This is a genomic window from Rhizobium sp. WYCCWR 11128 (assembly GCF_013416305.1).
GTDB lineage: Bacteria > Pseudomonadota > Alphaproteobacteria > Rhizobiales > Rhizobiaceae > Rhizobium > Rhizobium indicum.
In genome coordinates, this window is record NZ_JACCEZ010000006.1 from 170,536 (window position 1) to 187,563 (window position 17,028).

Genomic DNA, 17,028 nt, shown 5'->3' on the forward strand with positions numbered 1-17,028 from the left:
ACGCTGTCGCCGCATGTTGACAAATGGGAAATTTTCCCATTTATTGTTCATGCGAATTCTGCTTCGGGTGATTCCAGGGAGGGTTTGCCGATTGGCTAACGGGTCCGCCCCACACCCGCTAGCCAATCGTTTGATTTTCAATCGTTCTGAGACTGTCAAACCCATGTTTCTGAGTCATCGCAGGAATGGCCGATCCCGCAGGCCGGATGGCGCCATCCGAACCAAAACGTCATCGCCCAAGAGGAATCAGGAATTGTTTTTGCTGGAACGCGAACCGGACATGTCGGTGGAGATGGACGAACCGACCATCGTTGCAACCTGGGAAAACCGCGCTCAAATCATCGAAATCATGAGCAGCGCGCACCAGACGAGCCAACAATTTGAACAGCTTTGGCAGAGCAGCGGCGGAACGGGCCGGCTCAGTCAAGATGATTCGGATAAGTTGGTCGAGCTGCTGCGAAAGATCGGCGACCTGAATGAAACTCTCATGCGATTGGCCTGAACGGCGTTTAACGCGCGACAATCGACCCAATCAGAAGCCAACCGCTTGACACTCTCCCGCGGAGCTTCGACACCAGGAGAAAGCACGGCAGGTTGCGAGTGCGTACCCATTCGAGGGCACGCTCAACAATGTCGGCTATCGAGCGGTTTCATGGCCGCCAAGCCGGTGAGCAAGATCACGCGCTTTTGCGCTTCGTACGGAAAGCGGAGGTTCAGCCATGCCGATCTCCTTTGCGATGAATGTAATGTCGCCTTGAGCCGTCACGATGGCTGGCGATGGTTTGGTACCACGGCTTAAACCTATCAACCCAATTTTGGACGGTTGCCCCAGACCTGAAAGAGCTGGCTAAAACCCCGACATAAAAAGAATTAACCATATTTCAGTGTTCTTGCCAAATAATGCCGTACGTAGATCAGGCCCCTCGAAGTAGAGAAGCCAAAAGTTATTTGGAGACAGTCTTGGCATTCACCATTGCTCGCAGTCTGGTGGCGTTCGGCGTCGCCGTTTCAGTAGGCCTTTTCACGTCGATCGGATTGCAGCAATCGGCGCTTGAACGGCTGAAAGTCAACGGGCCGGTTTATGAGCAGGTCGTCTACGGCAAGGATTTGATCGCCGATATTCTGCCGCCGCCGCTATTTGTGGTCGAATCCTACATGCTCTCCTTCGAGGCGAGCAAATTTCCCGAACTCACAGATACCAACCTTGCCAAGATCGCCAATCTCAAGGCCGCTTATGACGACCGCCGCGCCTATTGGAAAACCACCCGGCTGCCGCAGGCTTTGAAGGACGAGCTTGAAAACGATGTCATCGCCAAAGGCGATGCATTCTGGGGAGTGATGAACCGTGAGATCATCCCGGCCCTGAATGCCAAGGACGAAGACAAGGCGCATGGTGCGATCGAACAACTGCGCGTCGCCTTTCATTCGCACCAGGACGCGGTCGAGAAACTCGTTGCCAATTCCGACGCCTTCCTGAAGGGCGAGGAGCGCAATGCCGCCTCGGAGATCGTCACCTGGACGATCTATGCGGGTGCTGCAGGCTTCGGATCGTTCGCGCTGCTGCTGCTGGTGCTTTATCTCCTGCGACGCCGGGCGATCGTGCCGCTTGATGGCATGAAGGCCTATATGGGCAATCTTGCCGAAGGCGATTTTTCGACCGAAGTTCCCTATGCCAACCGGTCAGACGAGATCGGCGCCATGTCCAAGGCCGTCGCGGTATTCCGCCGCAACGCACTTGAGCGGCAGGACGCACAGAAGCGTGAGACCGCACTTCGCGATGCGGAATTCGAGCGTGAACGCAGCCAGCTGGCCGAAAAAGCCGCCGAGGAACAGATCCGCGAAGCGGTGATCGATCAGCTGACATATGGACTGGAACAGCTATCGACCGGCAATCTCGATTGCCGGATCAAGACACCCTTAGCCGCTGCCTACGAGACTTTGCGCGCGAAGTTCAACGACAGTATGGACGCGCTTTGCGCTTCGATGGCGGAGATCGCCCAGACCTCCAAGCAAGTGGGCAGCTCCTCGGCCGGCATCACCGATGCAGCCGACAGTCTTGCGTCGCGCACGGAACAGCAGGCCGCGATGCTCGAAGAGGCGACAGCCGCGCTCGATGAAATGAATATTAAGGCCAAAGACGCCTCCGACCATGCCGGCAGGGCGACAGGCATGATGGCTCAGACCCGCACCAGCGCCGAACATTCGGCAGCCGTCGTTCGCGAAGCCATCGCCGCCATGGAAAGGATCGAAGGCTCGTCCTCCCAGATTGGCGCCATCGTCAATGTCATCGATGAAATCGCCTTCCAGACCAATCTTCTGGCGCTCAATGCCGGGGTTGAAGCAGCGCGCGCCGGCGAAGCAGGCAAAGGTTTTGCCGTCGTCGCACAAGAAGTGCGTGAACTTGCCATGCGCTCGGCCAACGCCGCCAAGGAGATCAGAGCTCTGATCTCCACCTCCTCCGCCCAGGTCTCCACCGGCGTGGACCTCGTCAACCGCACAGGCAAGGCGCTCCTGGAAATCGAAGGGCAGGTCGAGCAGGTTGCCGGCCTGATCGCCCGCATCGTTTCGGTGTCCTCCGAACAGGTGGTGGCGATCGGCGAGATCAACGCCTCCGTCAACGCGCTCGATCAGGTAACCCAGCGCAACGCAGCCATGGCCGTCGAAACCGCCTCGGCCTGCCGGGCGCTTGGCGGCCAAACGCAGACGTTGGAAGGGGTCGTAAACCGCTTTCAGATCGACGCGGCCGCCAGCGGCTCAAGACCGCGAAGGGCTGCCTGACGCGCCGTCGATCTTCCTACCCGCTTCACAGGCGAACCTTATTGGGTTTGCATCGTTTCAAGGCAATGGAAAATCACAATGAGGCGGAGCGATTGCTTGCGCCAAAAGGCCGCTGATGCCAACCTCAACCCGCGCGAAACACCTGACGTCCATCGAACTCGGAAGAATTCGGCGCGCCGTCGGCATAGCGCGCCTGATGGATACCGCGGTCAGACTGCCTGTCATCGGCGTGCGTATCGGCGCGGACTCAATTCTCGGCCTCATCCCCGCCATCGGCGACATTGCCGGATCCCTCATCGGTCTTTTCATCATCGATGAGGCAAGACGTCTCGGCATTCCCACCCACAAACTCGCCCGCATGGCCGTCAATCTCGGCATCGACGCCGCCGGCGGAACGGTTCCGCTGCTTGGCGATCTCTTCGACGTCTATTTCAAATCTCATCGTCGAAACGTCGGCATCATTCTCGACCACTTTGGGATCAGCGAAGACGAGTTGAACCGGCGCATCTGACCAAGCCTGTCGCCTCGAGGGTCTGGATCAGGTCCGAACGCCTTTCCCCGTCAGAAACGCCAGAGCCGCTGCGCCAACGAGGCCCGAGTTCTGATCCAACGCCGCCAGCACCACTTTGACATCCTTGAATGCCGGCATTGCCCATTGCGCGATGTATCCTTGAATGCCCGGCTGCAGCCGGTCGAACTCGTGGGAAAGCCCGCCTCCCATCACGATGATATCGGGACTGAAGATATGGATCAGACTGGTGAAGCCGCGACCGAGAATTTCCGCTTCCTCGTCAATCAGTTGATTTGCGAGACGATCGCCATTTCTTGCCGCCGCAAAAACGCTGCGGCTGTCGATGGCGCCGCCATCGCTGCCGATTGTCGTCCCGCTGGATTCCATCGCCCTCATTTGGGCGCGGCGCGCAAAAGCCGTTCCGGATCCGTAGGCCTCGAAACAACCCCTGTTGCCGCAGGGGCAAGGCTCTCCGTTCGGCACGACCGACATGTGCCCGACATGGGCTGCCATGCCCTTGCGGCCGCGCACGACGCGACCATCCGACACAACGCCACCGCCAATGCCGGTGCTCACGGTGACATAGACCAGATTGTCGAGCCCTTTGCCGGCTCCGAACTGCCACTCGCCGATGGCGGCGGCAATCGCATCGTTCTCGAGGTCGACCGGAAACGGAAACCGCTTCTGCAACTCCGCCTTCAGTGGAAAGTCGACAAAGCCTGAGAGCGTCGGGATATTCGAGGCGACGCCGGCGACCGTATCGAGCGGACCCGGAGCGGATACGCCGACGCCCACCACAGAAGCGGGGTTCGATGCTGCAAGCAGTCCATCGGTCAGGCCGCAGATTTGGGCGAGCACGCGGTCGGGGCCTGCCAGCGCATCCGTCGGTTCGGCTGCGCGCGCCAGGATCCTGCCCTGCTCGTCGACGAGGGCAGCGCGCACCTGCGTCCCACCGAGGTCGATTCCAATGGCAATCTGCTGCATGTGAAGACCATGAGTTAGAGCAATTCCAGGAAAAGTGCGAAGCGGTTTTCCGTCCGGAATTGCGTAAAAACAAAAGGATAGAGCGGTTCTGCGCCTCCGTTAAAAGCTGAACCGCTCTAGAGTGCGCGCACCCATGCCATCCGCTCGTCGAGCGATGGCGCATTGAAAGCCAGGGAACCGAGGACGACCGTCTCCGCGCCCGACTGGCGCAGAAGCGGCACGGTGTGCTCGCGAATACCGCCGTCGGCCGCCAGCACGATCCGATGCGCTGCACCGCAGCCGCCAATGATTTGCTTTGCCTGCTGAAGCCGCGCTCCGGCTTTTTCGTCGAGACCCTGGCCCTTCACGCCGATCGCCGTGCCGAGCAGCGTCACAAAGCGCAGCCGGGAAGCATATTTCTCGACGCGTTCGACAGGGGTGTCGACCTTGAGCACCATGCCGGCGGCCACACCGCGGCGATCGAGAAGATCGAGCGCCTCGGCGGCGACGCTTTCGTTTTCAAAATGAAGACTGATCAGGTCGCTGCCCGCATCGGCGAACTGCTCGATCTGCGACAGGAGGATGCTGTCGGCGACCATCAGGTGAACATGGATCGGGCGCGAAGACACTTTGCGCACGCCGGCAACAAGATCAGGGAAAAACAACATTGCCGGCGCGAAATGGCCATCGGCGACATCGATATGGAGGATGTCGACGTGAGGATCGACACGCGCCAGATCGTCCGCCAGATGCACGAGATCGGCCGACCAGACGGAGAATTCGGCAATCAGGCGATCTTTCGGAAGATCGGCGATCCAGGTTTTGGAGGGGGTCGTCATTGTTTCAGAGCTCCTTCAGAAAATTGCCCATGGCAAGCCGGAAGTCGGCAACGTATTGCGGGCGGCTCTCGGTCTTCGATGTGATCTGCACCAAACGCGCGCCGGCAATCCGCTCGGCAAGAGCATGCGCATGGCCAAGAGGATGAATGCTGTCCCGATCATGGCCGATAACCAGCGTCGGTACGGTGAGATTGCCGACGTCCTCGTCGGTCACATCAGGACCGTCATTGGAAATCCTGGTGAGCAGTTCGGCGGTCACATCCAAAGGCGTGCGGGAGAAAAAGCCGGCAAGCGAGGCCAGATTGTCCGGCGCCTCGGCGGCGAGCCGCACGCCCACCGGCCCGGCCAGGAATGCTGTCTTTGCGTCATTCGGCGGCAGATTTTTCAGAAGACGGCCGACTTCGGCGTTGGGTTCCATATTCTCCGGCGCGGATGCCATCAGCCAAGCCGGCCTTGCGATGATCAGAGCCTTGACAAGGTCGGGCCGCTTGACCGCGAGACGCAAGGCGATCGCCGCGCCCATCGAGATGCCGCCGATCACAATCGGCGGCGTGCGGTTCTTCTCTATATAGGCGGCGATATCATCGCAGAAGGTCGCGATCGACAACTGCTCCAGATTGCCGGCCCGGGAATGGCCGTGGCCGCGCGCTTCGATCGTAACCCGGCGAAAACCTGCGTCGAGCGGAAAGACCTCATCGGTCTGCGCCGCGTCTCCGCATAAGCCATGCTGAAATATGACGGCCGCGCCTTCGCCCGCCATATCGACATTGAGAATGGTTCCGTCGCTGGTTTCGAACGGTTCGGCCCGTCTCATCTTCCTGTCCCCGCGGGTTCCCCGTCGAGGTTAGTCTTCAGGAAAGCCGCCGCACCGGCCGCCTCCGAAGCCGAAAGGCCATGCGTGACAAGACTGCCCTCAAAGCCGATCGCCTTGAGACGGCCGAGATAATGCGCGTAGTCGAGGACACCCTTGCCGGCAGTCGCGAAACTACCGTCCGGATTGCGATCTTTCGCATGCGCCATGACGATCCGATCAGCCAGAAGGTCAATGGCGGAAGAGACAATGTTCCGCTGCTCATCGAGCGTCGTGACCTCGAAGAGATTGGCCGGATCGAGCACGATCTTGACGCGGGGGCTCTTCAGCGCCGTGATCAGCCGATACGCCTTCTCAGCCGAGTTGACGACGTTGGCAAGCTCGGGCTCGATGCCGAGATCCACGTCATAGCGCTCGGCGATCTCGATGGCTGCCCCCATGGCTTCGAGGAGATCCCGCCAGGCCTCCGGCGTGTCGTTGTCGGCATGCGCCTTCCACTGATCGATGGGGTCGCGTGTGCCGGTGCAGAGCGTGATCAAGGTCGTCGACATGCTGGTGCTGCGCTCGGCCAGAGTCGCGAGGTTGCGAAGGCCGGCCTCGCGCACGGCGGGGTCCGGATGGATCATGTTGAAAGTGCCCGAAACGGCAACGATCTCGACGCCGCTCTCGCGCGCCGCTTCGGCAACTGAGCGGGCCTGGGCTTCCGTAATCGTCTCCGGCATCGGCGAAAGGCCGGAGCAGGCCATATTGTATTGGGCGCAGGTGAACCCGGCGCCAGCGACCGAGTTGAGAACGGTTGCGGGTTCCGTTCCCTCGAAGGTCTTTGCGAAGATGCCGAGCTTCATCACACGCCACCCGTGACGTCCGACAGCGCAACCGCCTTGCCGCTTTCGACAGAGCGCGCGACGGCGACCATGGCCCGGACGGATGCCAGGCCATCATCGATGTCGGCGCCTTCCATCACGGCGCCATCCAGAATGGTGCGGGCGAAGCCTTCGACCTGACGGCGATAGAAATGGCCGTCGGCACCGAGAACGCGATGGGTGGCGCCGTCCGCTTCCCGGAAAATGTCGACCTCGCTGGTCTTGTAGTACCACGGGTTATAGGTCTTGCCCAAAATGCTGCCGTTCTTGCCGTAGATCTGGAAGCCTTCGTGCCAGTCCATGCGCACCTGGACGGTGAGATCGAGATGGCCGAGCGTGCCGGAGGCAAATTCCACGTCCACGAACCAGCACCAGATGCCGGCTCGCTCGGACAGACGAGCGTTGACCGAAACAATGTCGCCGGCGAAATAACGTGCCGTGTCGATCAGATGGCAACCGTGCGCAAGCATATAGTAGCGCCGCAGGTCGGCTTTCGGATTGGCGGAGGGCTTCTTCGCATTGGCGCTGGTGACGATCAGCGGCTGGACCGCATCGGTCATCGGATAGCGGTGCGTGCTGTCGCAATACCATGCTTTGAGAGCGACCATCTCGCCCATTTCATCGCGGATGAAGGATTTGGCAGCTTGGAGCCCCGCGTCGAAACGCTTCATATGCCCGACCTGAAACACCTTTCCCGACGTGTCGACCACAGCCTTCAGTTCGAGGCATTCCTCGATAGTGACACCGACGGGTTTTTCGCACAGGACATGTTTGCCCGCCTGAAGGGCGCGAAGGGAAGCCGGGACGTGAAAAGCGTCGGCGGTCGCGATAATCACGGCATCGAGGTCGGGATCGGCCAGCATCTTGTCGTAATCGTCATAGGTTTTTTCCGCCCCATGGGTGATTGCCATACGTTCGCGGAGATCTTCGGCAACGTCGCAAATCGCATAGAGGTCGGCATTAGCTGCCTTCGTGCAGCTTTCGAAGTGCGCGGCCTGGGCAATCTGGCCCGCTCCCAATACGCCGATGCGGAGACGTCGTTCCTGTTTTGCTGGCATCGATAAGCCCTTTAAGTCGGATACTGAAGATGAACGCTGGTTTCGGCGTTGGGTGGAATGCTTTCAAGACATCAAACGTCGCCGACGGCTTCTGGCCGGGCCGCGACCGGCGCCTGCCGGCTTTCCCTCGTCACGTCACAGCGCCATATGCGTTTGAGGATGGAAAAAGTGCAGTTTCGCCGGGTCGATGGCCAAATCGATCGATTGGCCTGTCTCGACCGCGCTGACGGCTTCGAACCGTGCGACCGCGTTGGCGGCCCCGCTCAGGTCCTCGACGGCATCGGGGTCGCCTGAGTCGATCCGGACCGCGTCGATCTTCAAATGCACGATCAGTTCGGACCCAAGCTCCTCGATCGACTTCACGACAACCGGGATCGTCGGATGGGAGGCTCCAGACGGCAACCGGCTGTCGTAGAGGTCCTCGGGCCTGACCCCAAAGATCACGTCCTTTCCCTCGAAAGCGGATAGACCGGGAGCACGCTCGAAGGCGCCGCCGGACAAGGGAATGGAGAAGCCCGGCAGATGGATCCGTCCACTCGCCAGACGCCCTTCGAAAAGGTTCATCGACGGCGAACCGATAAAGCCGGCGACAAACGCATTGACCGGGCGGTGATACAAAGCCTTGGGCGTATCCACCTGCTGAAGCACGCCGCCCTTCAGCACCGCGACCCGATCGCCCATGGTCAGCGCTTCGGTCTGGTCGTGCGTGACGTAGATCGTCGTCACGCCCAACTGTCTCTGCAGGCTTGCGATCTCTGCCCGCATCTGAACACGCAGCTTCGCATCGAGGTTCGAGAGCGGTTCGTCCATGAGGAATGCCGCGGGCTCGCGGACCATGGCGCGGCCCATCGCAACACGCTGGCGCTGGCCGCCGGAGAGCTGTGCGGGCTTGTTGCCCAGCAAGGGCTCCAGCTGCAGGATCTTGGCGATCTCGTGCACGCGCTTGCTGCGTTCGGCCTTGTTCTTTCCGGCCAGCTTCATTGAAAAGGCGATGTTGTCAAAGACGGTCATGTGCGGATAAAGCGCATAGCTCTGGAAGACCATGGCAATGTCCCGGTCCTTGGGCGCGAGATCCACGACGTCCTGACCGCCGATGCTCAATGTTCCGCTGCTGATTTCCTCGAGCCCGGCAATCATGCGCAGAGCGGTCGATTTTCCGCATCCGGACGGCCCGACCAGAATCAGAAACTCGCCATCATGGATCGTCAGGCTCAGATCCTTGATCGCATGGTAGCTGTTTCCATAGGTCTTGCAGATTTTGTCGAGTACAACCACAGCCACGTCTCGTCCTCCCGTACCAGTCCGGAGCATATCTTCAGACGGCGCTCCCCACCGTCTCCGATCCTTTTGACAAGAAAGCTCAGGCCTGAGCTTCAAAGTCAACCAAAGAATCGAGGATAGTTCGCCGCAGATTGCCAGCCGTTCCTAATATCTATTTGAAAAATATCGATCTTTTACAAGAAATTAAAAATAAACTGCGGAATTATATTTTTTATCGCGCGTAACTTTTGTGATCGAAGTTGCCGCTGTTGAGAGATCGCTCAAAGCGATTCAATGCCAAGTCAGCCTTGAGGCTCTGCTCGGGCAGTCGACCGGTGCTGGCACCCATCGCCGCCCGCGCTCATTTTTGGCATCCCGGCATCGGCATCGGCACAGGCGCATTCTCCGCCGCCATCCATGCCAGGCACATCAGGTGATCTGGCAGGCCTCGGCGCCCTCCCCGTGCGGTCACGGAAATGGCGGCAGCCGCCGTGGCATAGGCAGTGCAATCAAGCGGGCTCTTACCCCTCGCGAGGGCAAGAGCGTAGGCACCGTGAAAGCAATCACCGGCGCCGGTCGTGTCGACCGCCTGAACCTGGTAGGCTGGCAAATGCCAGCGGATGGCATCGCCTTTCTGGCGGAGGTAGGTCCCTCGCTCGCCATCGGTCAGGACAACCGCGGACCGATCCCCGGACCAGAGTTTGTCCAGGATCATCGTGGGATCACCCTCGCCGGTGTACTCCCGCCCGAAGGCAAGCGGCAGCACCAGATGATCGGCAAAAGCCAGGATCCGGTCGGTCGCGGCGCCCACCGTCCATTCAATATCGGCAATCACGGCCAGACCCAGGGCGCGTGCGCGCGCCACGACACTTTCGGAGTGCGTGGCATAGCCGTCGATCAGCAGTACCGGGGCCTGCATCAGAACGTCGTCGGGCAGCGCATCCGACGTGCCGTGCAGCACATCGTCGTCATAAGCGATGAACCGGTCGCCGTCGGGACCAACCGTGATCACGGAGCGGATCGGCGCGGCATCCGCGTGGCGGGGAGCCAGCGATATGTCGACACCGTCCCGCTCGAGCTCGCTGCCCGCCACGTCGGCCGTTGGCTCATCACCGAGCCAGCCGATGAAGCCGGCCTGCCCGCCGAGCCGGGCGACGGCAACAAGGGCCGTCGCCACGTTGCCGCCATGGTCCGTGGTGCGCTTCGTCACTTTCCCCTTGCCGGCCGTCAGCCCCCGATCGACATAAATGATGTCATCGATTGCCAGAGCGCCGAAGCCCAGAACCTGGAAAGGGCGCGACACGTCTCAAGCACCGGCCGCCGCCAGCGCATCCTCAGGCGCCATCCCGTTGTGAATGACGAACTTGAAGGCGCGCGCGGCCATGGTGGTATCGCCGTGACCCCAAAGATTGCGACCGACGACCGCGCCTTTGGCTCCAGCGCGCAATGCTTCCGAGGTCTGGACGAGCGCTCCGAGCAGCGTATCGGTCTTCGGGCCGCCGGCGATCACGACCGGGATCGGGCAAGTCGCAACGGTCTCGCGGAAGGACTCGAAATCGCCGGTGTAGCCGACCTTGATCACGTCGACGCCGGCCTCGAAGCCGATGCGCACCGCATAGGCAATCTCATCCGGGGTGAACACGATCTTGCCGCCGTCGGAGAAATCGCGGGGATAGACATGGGCAACGACCGGCATTTCGAAGCGGGCGGCGGCGTTGACCGTATCGGTGAGCCAGCGGATATACTCTCCTTCGGTGGCGCCGCGCACGGGAATGGCGACAGCCAGAGCGTCCGCACCATAACGCACCGCGTCTTCCGGGGTCGCGATGAGCTGACGAATACGGTCGTCGGCGGTGAAGCAACCGCCCTGGATGACCAGCGCTGCCTTTCCGGCATATTCCGACCAGAGGTGGCGCGCCGCGCCGGGCTGAATGCTGATGTAGTCGGGGCCTCCCGCCATGACGCGTCTGAGCGCACCCGGCAGGTCGGCAAGCCCGCCCTCACGCACATTGCCATAACCGACAAAATGATCGACGGCGCCGCCGAACAGATGCCCCGATGGGTTCGAGAACAGGCGTGCGAGGCGGACTTTGGTTCCGAGACCCATGGCGATACTTCCTTTGTGATTGCCGGCTTTGCGATTGCTGGCGCCGATGCTGGGGAACCCTAACTCGAAAACAAACAAATATTCAATATTTCGATTTCTTTCGTTTTTACATGGATGATGAATTTTTGACGTGCATTTTCGTCATCATGCGGCTATTTTTGTAGCAAGAGCCGTAGGATAAGGCGGTGAACTTTCGTTTTTCAAAAGCCATATGATCGCAAAGGGCGACAGGTCGGGATCACATATGCTTGCAGAACAGAGGCGGCAGCAGATCATGCTGGAACTTCAACGGGTCGGCCAGGCACGCACCCGCCAGCTCGCGGAATTCTTCGAGGTATCGGAAGTGACGATCCGCTCCGATCTCGAAATCATGGACGCCAAAAAGCAGTTGATCAAAACGCATGGCGGGGCAATCGCCCTGCCGTCCGACTCTCCGGCAGCGGCCTTCGAGGAACGCATGCAACGCAATTTCGATGCGAAGCGACGCATCGCCCAGATGGCTGCGCGACAGATCATCGATAACCAGTCGATCGTCTTCGACAGCGGTTCGACGCTGTTGCAGGTGGCCATGCAGATGCCACCGGTCAACAACGTCGTGGTTGCGACGACGGCAATGAACATCGCCCAGCATCTGATGTACCGGCCAGGGCTCGACGTGCACATGATCGGCGGCCGCGTGTTTCCCAGCACCGTGAGCACGATCGTACAGGACTCCGACAAGGCGGTCGGCGGGCTCGTCGCCCACCAGGCCTTTGTCGGCGCCCACGCGATCGATCAGGCCTTCGATGTCGTCGATGTCTCCGAGGACGTGGCGCGGACCAAGCGCAACCTGGTTCGCATGGCCCGGCGTGTCGTCCTCGTGGCGGATTCGAGCAAATTTGACATCGGCGCCTCCTCCAAAGCCTTCTCGCTGTCACGCGTCGATCTGATCATCACGGATAGCAACATGCCGCACAGCATCCGTCACCGGTTGGACAAGCTGGGCGTGGAGGTTCGCTACGCGTGATCTGTAGTCCACCTGTCCATTTCAAAAGAGAGCCGGGAGAGGCTTTGGCGCGAGCCGAAGGCCCCGGCCGATGCCGGGGAAAGCGAGATGGGCTAAAATCCCAGACGTCGAAGCGTCTCGCGGTTCGCGCGAACGGCGGCGGAAGGATCGGTTCCGGCATGGTCCGATTCTTCTTCCACCACGATCCAGCCGATAAATTGCGGCGCATTGCGAACGGCCGAAATCACGGCAGGCACGTCGCAGACGCCTTCGCCGAGCATCGCCCAGGTCCCGCCGGCGTCGACATCCTTCAGATGCACGTAACGGATCCGGTCCCGGTGGGCCGCCAGCGTGTCGCCGATCTGCTGGCCGCCACGCAGGATATGGCCGGTATCCGGCACCCAACCCACTTGTGGATCCAAGAGAGCAAACAGCTGATCATAGTCGTTCCGCGTGAACAGCAGCGTGTTGTGGTGCGAGGAAGGATGGACAGCTACAGTGACGCCAGCCGACTGTCCAATCTCGGTCGCACGATTGTAGCACTCGGCCGCAATGGCAAATTTCTCATCGCGTGGACCATCCGAGACAACCGTCGCCGATCCCATCGATACCATCGCACCGGGAAAGTTCGCCGCGAAATCCATCCATCGCCGCGCCGTTTCGACATCGGAGGCAATCTTTTCCGCCACCGTGAAACCGCTGGCGGAGCCGAAGGCAAAGGAAACCAGCGCCAAGCCGGCATCCGTCAGGGTGCGGGCAAAGTCGGCAGGCTTGAGCGCGTAGTGACCGATCATCGTATCGGTGATTTCGAGACCGGCATATCCGCCATCGGCAATGGCGCGCACCAGATCATCCGGACCGCCGCCCCAACCCGTGCCCAGCATCTCCCAGGTGAATGTTTGGCAGCCGATCTGCGGCTCAGCATTTTTCATATCGCGGTCCTGACCTATTCGTTGATGACAGCCGATACCGAAGCCGGCGGCTTCCCCGCGCGTGCAATCCTCGGGGGCTTCGCCGGCCTTGCCAAACCTCTTCCGCCTGGAGAGGCGGCCGAAGACTGGAACGGCGGTCTCTTCAGCGGGGATTTCTACGCCAGCGTCTTGCCATTACGTACGGTCAAATGTTACCGTGCGTCAATATATTTTATTCCTTGCGATTAAAATGTAACGCACCCTCAACCCTTCGCACCCGCAACGGCAAAATCAGGTTCTTCGATGACACAGACCAATGGCATGAAACTCAGGATCGGCGTTGTGGGATGCGGCAACATTTCGCTCGCCTATATGCGCAACGCGCCGCTGTTTCGCGGCGTCGAAATCATCGCCTGTGCAGACCTCAACGCAGACGCCGCCAAGCGCCGCGCAGCTGAGTTCGATCTGCGTGCGGCTGACGTCGATAGCCTCATCGACGACAGGAACATCGACCTCATCCTCAATCTGACGATCCCGGCCGCGCATTTTGACGTTTCGATGCGGGCGCTGTCGGCGGGCAAGCATGTCTTCACGGAGAAGCCGCTCGGAGTCACGGCCGCCAAAGGACGCCGGTTGGTGGATGCCGCCGCCGTAAAGGGCCTCATGCTCGGCTCGGCGCCAGACACGTTCCTGGGGGCGGCCGGACGCCATGCCCGGCGGCAGATGGAAGCCGGCGCCATCGGCAAGCCGGTGACCGGGACAGCCTTCATGATGGGGCGCGGCATGGAGCACTGGCATCCGGATCCCAGCTTTTATTACCAGGCCGGCGCCGGCCCGGTCATGGATATGGGGCCTTATTATCTGACGATGATGGTCAATCTGATGGGGCCGATCCGCCGTGTGCAGGCCGTCGCCACAAGCGGGCAGGAAGAGCGGCTCATCACGGCGGAGGGACCGAAGCAGGGCACCACGTTCAAGGTCGGCACGCCGACCAGCGTGCTGTCGTTGCTGGAATTCGATTGCGGTGCCACGGTCACCTTCGGCACCTCCTGGGACGTCTTCCGCCACTCCAATCACCCCATCGAGCTCCACGGGACCGAAGGCTCGCTGCGTCTGCCCGACCCCGACAATTTCGGCGGCTCCGTCGCGCTCTCCAGCCGCGGCGCGCCCTGGCAGGAAACGGATACATCAGGCGAACTCTTTGGCGCCGTCAACTGGCCGATCGCAGCGCCTGATCGCGCCAACTACCGCATGCTGGGCCTTGCCGATCTCGCACGCGCAATCATCGAGGGCCGTGCGCCGCGTGCTTCGGGCGATCTCGCTCTCCATGTGCTCGAAGTCATGGAAGCGATCCTGCGTGCCGGTGAAACCGGTGTCGTGCAGACCATTCCGGGTATTGTCGCGCAGCCAAAAGAATTGCGGGAAGACGAAGCGAGGAGTTTGCTGGCATGACACAACTGGATGAATCCGCCAAACGTGCGCTTGCATGGCCTGGCGATCCGCAAACGCCGGTCGAAAGCTGCACGCCGGCGCTGGCGCGGCAGCAATATCTCGATAGTTTCGCAGACATTCAACGGCCGCTCGAAGACGTAGCCGAGATCCTGGAAAGGCATGCGGGCGCAATCCGGTTGAATATATGGCGCGGCCGCGCTGCGCCGCGCCAGGGCGCGCCGGCCTTGCTTTATCTCCATGGCGGCGGTTTTGTCATCGGCGCGCCGGAAACCCATGAGGATATCTGCCGGACGCTTGCCAATATGGCAGGCGCCGTCGTGGTTTCGCCCGACTATCGCCTAGCCCCGGAACACCCCTTTCCCGCTGCCATTGACGACTGCGCCGCCACACTCGTCTGGATGACGGAGCAGGCGGATGCGCTCGGCATCGATCCCTTGCGAATTCTCGTCGCCGGCGATAGCGCCGGCGGCAATCTGGCCGCCGTCGTCGCCCTGCTGGCACGGGACGGACAGGTGCCGGCTGTCATCGGACAGGTGCTGATCTATCCGGTGACCGACCAGTTGCAGACAAGCGACAGCTTCTCACGGTACGAAGAGGGTTTCGGCCTGACGGCGGCGGCGATGAAATGGTTTCGAGACCACTATCTGCCGGACGCCGCGAGCCGGTCGGACTGGCGAGCCTCGCCACTGAACGTAGCATCGCTGGCGGGCGTGGCGCCGGCCCTGGTGATCCTTGCCGGATACGACGTGTTGTTCGACGAAGGGGCCGCTTATGCCGAGCGGCTTGGCACTGAGGCGAAGGCAACGACCCGGATCTGGCCTGGACAAATCCATGGCTTCGTCTCGAAGCGACGGGCCATTCCGGAGGCGCAGGAGGCTCTCGAGGTTATTGCTATGGCATGGCGCGCCATGGATCCTGCGCTTGCCCGTTGAGGCGGGAACCTGCCCAGTCTCAAGCCGAGTCGCGCATGACCAGCGTTGCCTCGAGGATCACCCTGTTCGTCATAGGGGTCGTCCCATCATCCTCGCTTTCGATATGCGCCAGCAACAGCTCTACGGATTTCGCGGCGATCTCGGGCGCGTTCTGGGCCATCGTCGTCAGCGACGGACAGGTATATCGGCTCAGCGGGTGGTCGTCGTGCCCGGCAATGCGTACGTCGCACGCGTCACTACGACCGATTTTCAGTCCCGAAGCGAATGCGGCAGCCATTGCTCCGAAAGCGAAGCGGTCATTGGCGCATAGCAGCGTTTTGCCGGGAAGGCCGCCTTTGGCAAGAATTCTCTGCATCTGCTCGTATCCGAGACGCTCGAATTCCCAGGAAGGTGGTGCGTCGCAATCGATGACCAGCGGAGCATGCCCTTCCCTCGCCATGGTCGCGCGATAGCTCTCCTGCCGCTCGCCGGCATTTTCGGTCAAATGCGGAATCTCCAGGAATATCGGTGGCTCACCGGACCGGCAGAGATATTGCACAATGGCTGCCATGCTTTGCGCGTTATCGTTGCCGACATAGGGAAGGTCAGCGCCGGCAGGGTTGTCGAAGCAGACGACGGGGATTGCGCCGCTTAGTCTTTCCAGCGCGGAACGGCGTGAACCGGCTCCGAGCGGCGCCACGATCGCGCCTGCAACCTTCAGCGACAGCAAGGTCCGCACGGCCTCCGCCTCCAGCTCCGGCCGCGTATGCGAAGAGATCTGGACGGGCCAGAATCCCTTTTCGCGCAACTCCAGCTCGATCAGCGACACGACCTGCACATAAAAGGGATCCGACATGGTCGGGACCAGAATCCCGATATTCCTGGTACGCTTGCGATTGAGATGCCGGGCGAAAAGGTTCGGCTCGAAATGCGACTTCTTGAGAGCCGCCTCGATACGCTTGCGGGTCACCTCCTTGATCTGTGAGGGATCATCGAAATATTTCGACAAGGTCGGACGCGATACGCCGGCGGCAGTCGCGAAGTCGTCCATCGATTTATAATTTTTCTTGGCCATTCAATTCCTTACTGGCGGGACGACGACAACTGATCGGGAATGACTTCACGCAACGGCCGATCCTCTGACGCGCCAAATCACGCATTCGGCAATTTGTACAGGTGGTCTTCGTATCCTGAATCGTCGAAAACCACCGCGTAAGCCGGCGTGATCCGTCATTTTTGGTGCGGGCCCTGCCCTCCCTTTCGAAAATCGAAATATTCCCTTCACTGCGACTTGCGCCATTTGCGCCGCGTGGTTGCAAAAGGTGCTTGTTTCAGCGCCCCAAATTCGAAAATTTGCAGTGAAGACGCCGGGTTCCACGCTTTTCATTTTGTTGGGTAAACTTTCATTTGTTTACGAAAGTAAAGAAAAAATGCGTCACAAGCAACACAAATGCTGCAGAAAAATACCGATGATGTCAATCAGTTTTATTATTTTTTATCAATGATTTAGCTCGACACACGCCGTGAATGCCGGCCTCCCATCTTTTCCCGATCGCAGTTCTTCATTGACAGATAGGGG

Annotated in this window: 16 protein-coding genes and 1 pseudogene; 6 read left to right on the forward strand and 11 right to left on the reverse strand. The window is 60.5% G+C overall.

Annotation, left to right across the window (positions count from 1 at the left end; all coding sequences use genetic code 11):
* Nucleotides 1–253 precede the first annotated feature (253 nt).
* On the forward strand, nucleotides 254–502 hold the full coding sequence (locus HX898_RS19810; RefSeq protein WP_171600396.1) for a hypothetical protein: 249 nt from the start codon (nucleotides 254–256) through the stop codon (nucleotides 500–502).
* Between the two features lie 151 nt (nucleotides 503–653).
* Here HX898_RS19810 and HX898_RS19815 read toward each other — a convergent pair.
* Nucleotides 654–721, reverse strand: a pseudogene (locus HX898_RS19815) (plasmid stabilization protein); the annotation flags it as partial.
* A 239-nt stretch (nucleotides 722–960) separates the two neighbouring features.
* Between HX898_RS19815 and HX898_RS19820 the strand changes: the two are divergent.
* Nucleotides 961–2,778 (forward strand): HAMP domain-containing methyl-accepting chemotaxis protein, encoded by a 1,818-nt coding sequence (locus tag HX898_RS19820; RefSeq protein WP_180195479.1) that lies wholly within the window; start codon nucleotides 961–963, stop codon nucleotides 2,776–2,778.
* Between the two features lie 115 nt (nucleotides 2,779–2,893).
* Nucleotides 2,894–3,289, forward strand: a complete 396-nt coding sequence (locus tag HX898_RS19825; protein WP_138332874.1) for a DUF4112 domain-containing protein — start codon at nucleotides 2,894–2,896, stop codon at nucleotides 3,287–3,289.
* A gap of 27 nt (nucleotides 3,290–3,316) precedes the next feature.
* Here the strand turns inward: HX898_RS19825 and HX898_RS19830 are convergent, their stop codons facing one another.
* From HX898_RS19830 to HX898_RS19865, 8 genes are all read right to left on the reverse strand, one after another.
* Nucleotides 3,317–4,273 carry an ROK family protein gene (locus HX898_RS19830; RefSeq protein WP_180195480.1) on the reverse strand — a complete coding sequence of 319 codons (957 nt, stop codon included), beginning with the start codon at nucleotides 4,271–4,273 and terminating at the stop codon, nucleotides 3,317–3,319.
* 116 nt (nucleotides 4,274–4,389) lie between these two features.
* Entirely contained in the window at nucleotides 4,390–5,091 is a 702-nt protein-coding gene (locus HX898_RS19835) for a ribulose-phosphate 3-epimerase (protein WP_138388889.1), read from the reverse strand.
* A 4-nt stretch (nucleotides 5,092–5,095) separates the two neighbouring features.
* Nucleotides 5,096–5,905: an alpha/beta fold hydrolase gene (locus tag HX898_RS19840; protein WP_180195481.1), complete on the reverse strand. Its 810-nt coding sequence runs from the start codon at nucleotides 5,903–5,905 to the stop codon at nucleotides 5,096–5,098.
* Nucleotides 5,902–6,747, reverse strand: coding sequence for a sugar phosphate isomerase/epimerase (locus HX898_RS19845; RefSeq protein WP_138388887.1), 846 nt, complete (start codon nucleotides 6,745–6,747; stop codon nucleotides 5,902–5,904). The genes HX898_RS19840 and HX898_RS19845 overlap by 4 nt, the downstream gene beginning before the upstream one ends.
* Nucleotides 6,747–7,823: a Gfo/Idh/MocA family oxidoreductase gene (locus HX898_RS19850; protein WP_138388886.1), complete on the reverse strand. Its 1,077-nt coding sequence runs from the start codon at nucleotides 7,821–7,823 to the stop codon at nucleotides 6,747–6,749. The genes HX898_RS19845 and HX898_RS19850 overlap by 1 nt, the downstream gene beginning before the upstream one ends.
* A gap of 135 nt (nucleotides 7,824–7,958) precedes the next feature.
* On the reverse strand, nucleotides 7,959–9,104 hold the full coding sequence (ugpC, locus tag HX898_RS19855; protein ID WP_138388885.1) for a sn-glycerol-3-phosphate ABC transporter ATP-binding protein UgpC: 1,146 nt from the start codon (nucleotides 9,102–9,104) through the stop codon (nucleotides 7,959–7,961).
* Nucleotides 9,105–9,444: 340 nt separating this feature from the next.
* Nucleotides 9,445–10,386 (reverse strand): PfkB family carbohydrate kinase, encoded by a 942-nt coding sequence (locus tag HX898_RS19860; protein WP_180195482.1) that lies wholly within the window; start codon nucleotides 10,384–10,386, stop codon nucleotides 9,445–9,447.
* Nucleotides 10,387–10,389: 3 nt separating this feature from the next.
* Nucleotides 10,390–11,190, reverse strand: coding sequence for a class I fructose-bisphosphate aldolase (locus HX898_RS19865; RefSeq protein ID WP_017956604.1), 801 nt, complete (start codon nucleotides 11,188–11,190; stop codon nucleotides 10,390–10,392).
* 244 nt (nucleotides 11,191–11,434) lie between these two features.
* Between HX898_RS19865 and HX898_RS19870 the strand changes: the two genes are divergently transcribed.
* The gene (locus HX898_RS19870; RefSeq protein ID WP_003550157.1) at nucleotides 11,435–12,196 is read left to right on the forward strand and encodes a DeoR/GlpR family DNA-binding transcription regulator; all 762 of its coding nucleotides are present in this window, start codon (nucleotides 11,435–11,437) and stop codon (nucleotides 12,194–12,196) included.
* 92 nt (nucleotides 12,197–12,288) lie between these two features.
* Here HX898_RS19870 and HX898_RS19875 read toward each other — a convergent pair whose 3' ends face one another.
* Nucleotides 12,289–13,107 (reverse strand): sugar phosphate isomerase/epimerase, encoded by an 819-nt coding sequence (locus tag HX898_RS19875; RefSeq protein ID WP_180195483.1) that lies wholly within the window; start codon nucleotides 13,105–13,107, stop codon nucleotides 12,289–12,291.
* Nucleotides 13,108–13,389: 282 nt separating this feature from the next.
* Here HX898_RS19875 and HX898_RS19880 point away from each other — a divergent pair, with 282 nt between their 5' ends.
* Together HX898_RS19880 and HX898_RS19885 are read left to right on the forward strand one after the other, a co-directional pair.
* The gene (locus HX898_RS19880) at nucleotides 13,390–14,538 is read left to right on the forward strand and encodes a Gfo/Idh/MocA family oxidoreductase (RefSeq protein ID WP_180195484.1); all 1,149 of its coding nucleotides are present in this window, start codon (nucleotides 13,390–13,392) and stop codon (nucleotides 14,536–14,538) included.
* Nucleotides 14,535–15,470, forward strand: a complete 936-nt coding sequence (locus HX898_RS19885; RefSeq protein WP_180195485.1) for an alpha/beta hydrolase — start codon at nucleotides 14,535–14,537, stop codon at nucleotides 15,468–15,470. The genes HX898_RS19880 and HX898_RS19885 overlap by 4 nt, the downstream gene beginning before the upstream one ends.
* A 19-nt stretch (nucleotides 15,471–15,489) precedes the next feature.
* Here the strand turns inward: HX898_RS19885 and HX898_RS19890 are convergent, their stop codons facing one another.
* The gene (locus tag HX898_RS19890) at nucleotides 15,490–16,524 is read right to left on the reverse strand and encodes a LacI family DNA-binding transcriptional regulator (protein ID WP_180195486.1); all 1,035 of its coding nucleotides are present in this window, start codon (nucleotides 16,522–16,524) and stop codon (nucleotides 15,490–15,492) included.
* Between the last annotated feature and the right edge of the window lie 504 nt (nucleotides 16,525–17,028).

Coding starts and splice junctions, on each gene's coding strand:
- HX898_RS19825 (WP_138332874.1), top strand. CDS start 2,894: ATGCCAACCTCAACCCGCGCGAAACACCTGACGTCCATCGAACTCGGA.
- HX898_RS19830 (WP_180195480.1), bottom strand. CDS start 4,273: ATGCAGCAGATTGCCATTGGAATCGACCTCGGTGGGACGCAGGTGCGC.
- HX898_RS19835 (WP_138388889.1), bottom strand. CDS start 5,091: ATGACGACCCCCTCCAAAACCTGGATCGCCGATCTTCCGAAAGATCGC.
- HX898_RS19840 (WP_180195481.1), bottom strand. CDS start 5,905: ATGAGACGGGCCGAACCGTTCGAAACCAGCGACGGAACCATTCTCAAT.
- HX898_RS19845 (WP_138388887.1), bottom strand. CDS start 6,747: ATGAAGCTCGGCATCTTCGCAAAGACCTTCGAGGGAACGGAACCCGCA.
- HX898_RS19850 (WP_138388886.1), bottom strand. CDS start 7,823: ATGCCAGCAAAACAGGAACGACGTCTCCGCATCGGCGTATTGGGAGCG.
- HX898_RS19865 (WP_017956604.1), bottom strand. CDS start 11,190: ATGGGTCTCGGAACCAAAGTCCGCCTCGCACGCCTGTTCTCGAACCCA.
- HX898_RS19870 (WP_003550157.1), top strand. CDS start 11,435: ATGCTTGCAGAACAGAGGCGGCAGCAGATCATGCTGGAACTTCAACGG.
- HX898_RS19875 (WP_180195483.1), bottom strand. CDS start 13,107: ATGAAAAATGCTGAGCCGCAGATCGGCTGCCAAACATTCACCTGGGAG.
- HX898_RS19880 (WP_180195484.1), top strand. CDS start 13,390: ATGACACAGACCAATGGCATGAAACTCAGGATCGGCGTTGTGGGATGC.
- HX898_RS19885 (WP_180195485.1), top strand. CDS start 14,535: ATGACACAACTGGATGAATCCGCCAAACGTGCGCTTGCATGGCCTGGC.
- HX898_RS19890 (WP_180195486.1), bottom strand. CDS start 16,524: ATGGCCAAGAAAAATTATAAATCGATGGACGACTTCGCGACTGCCGCC.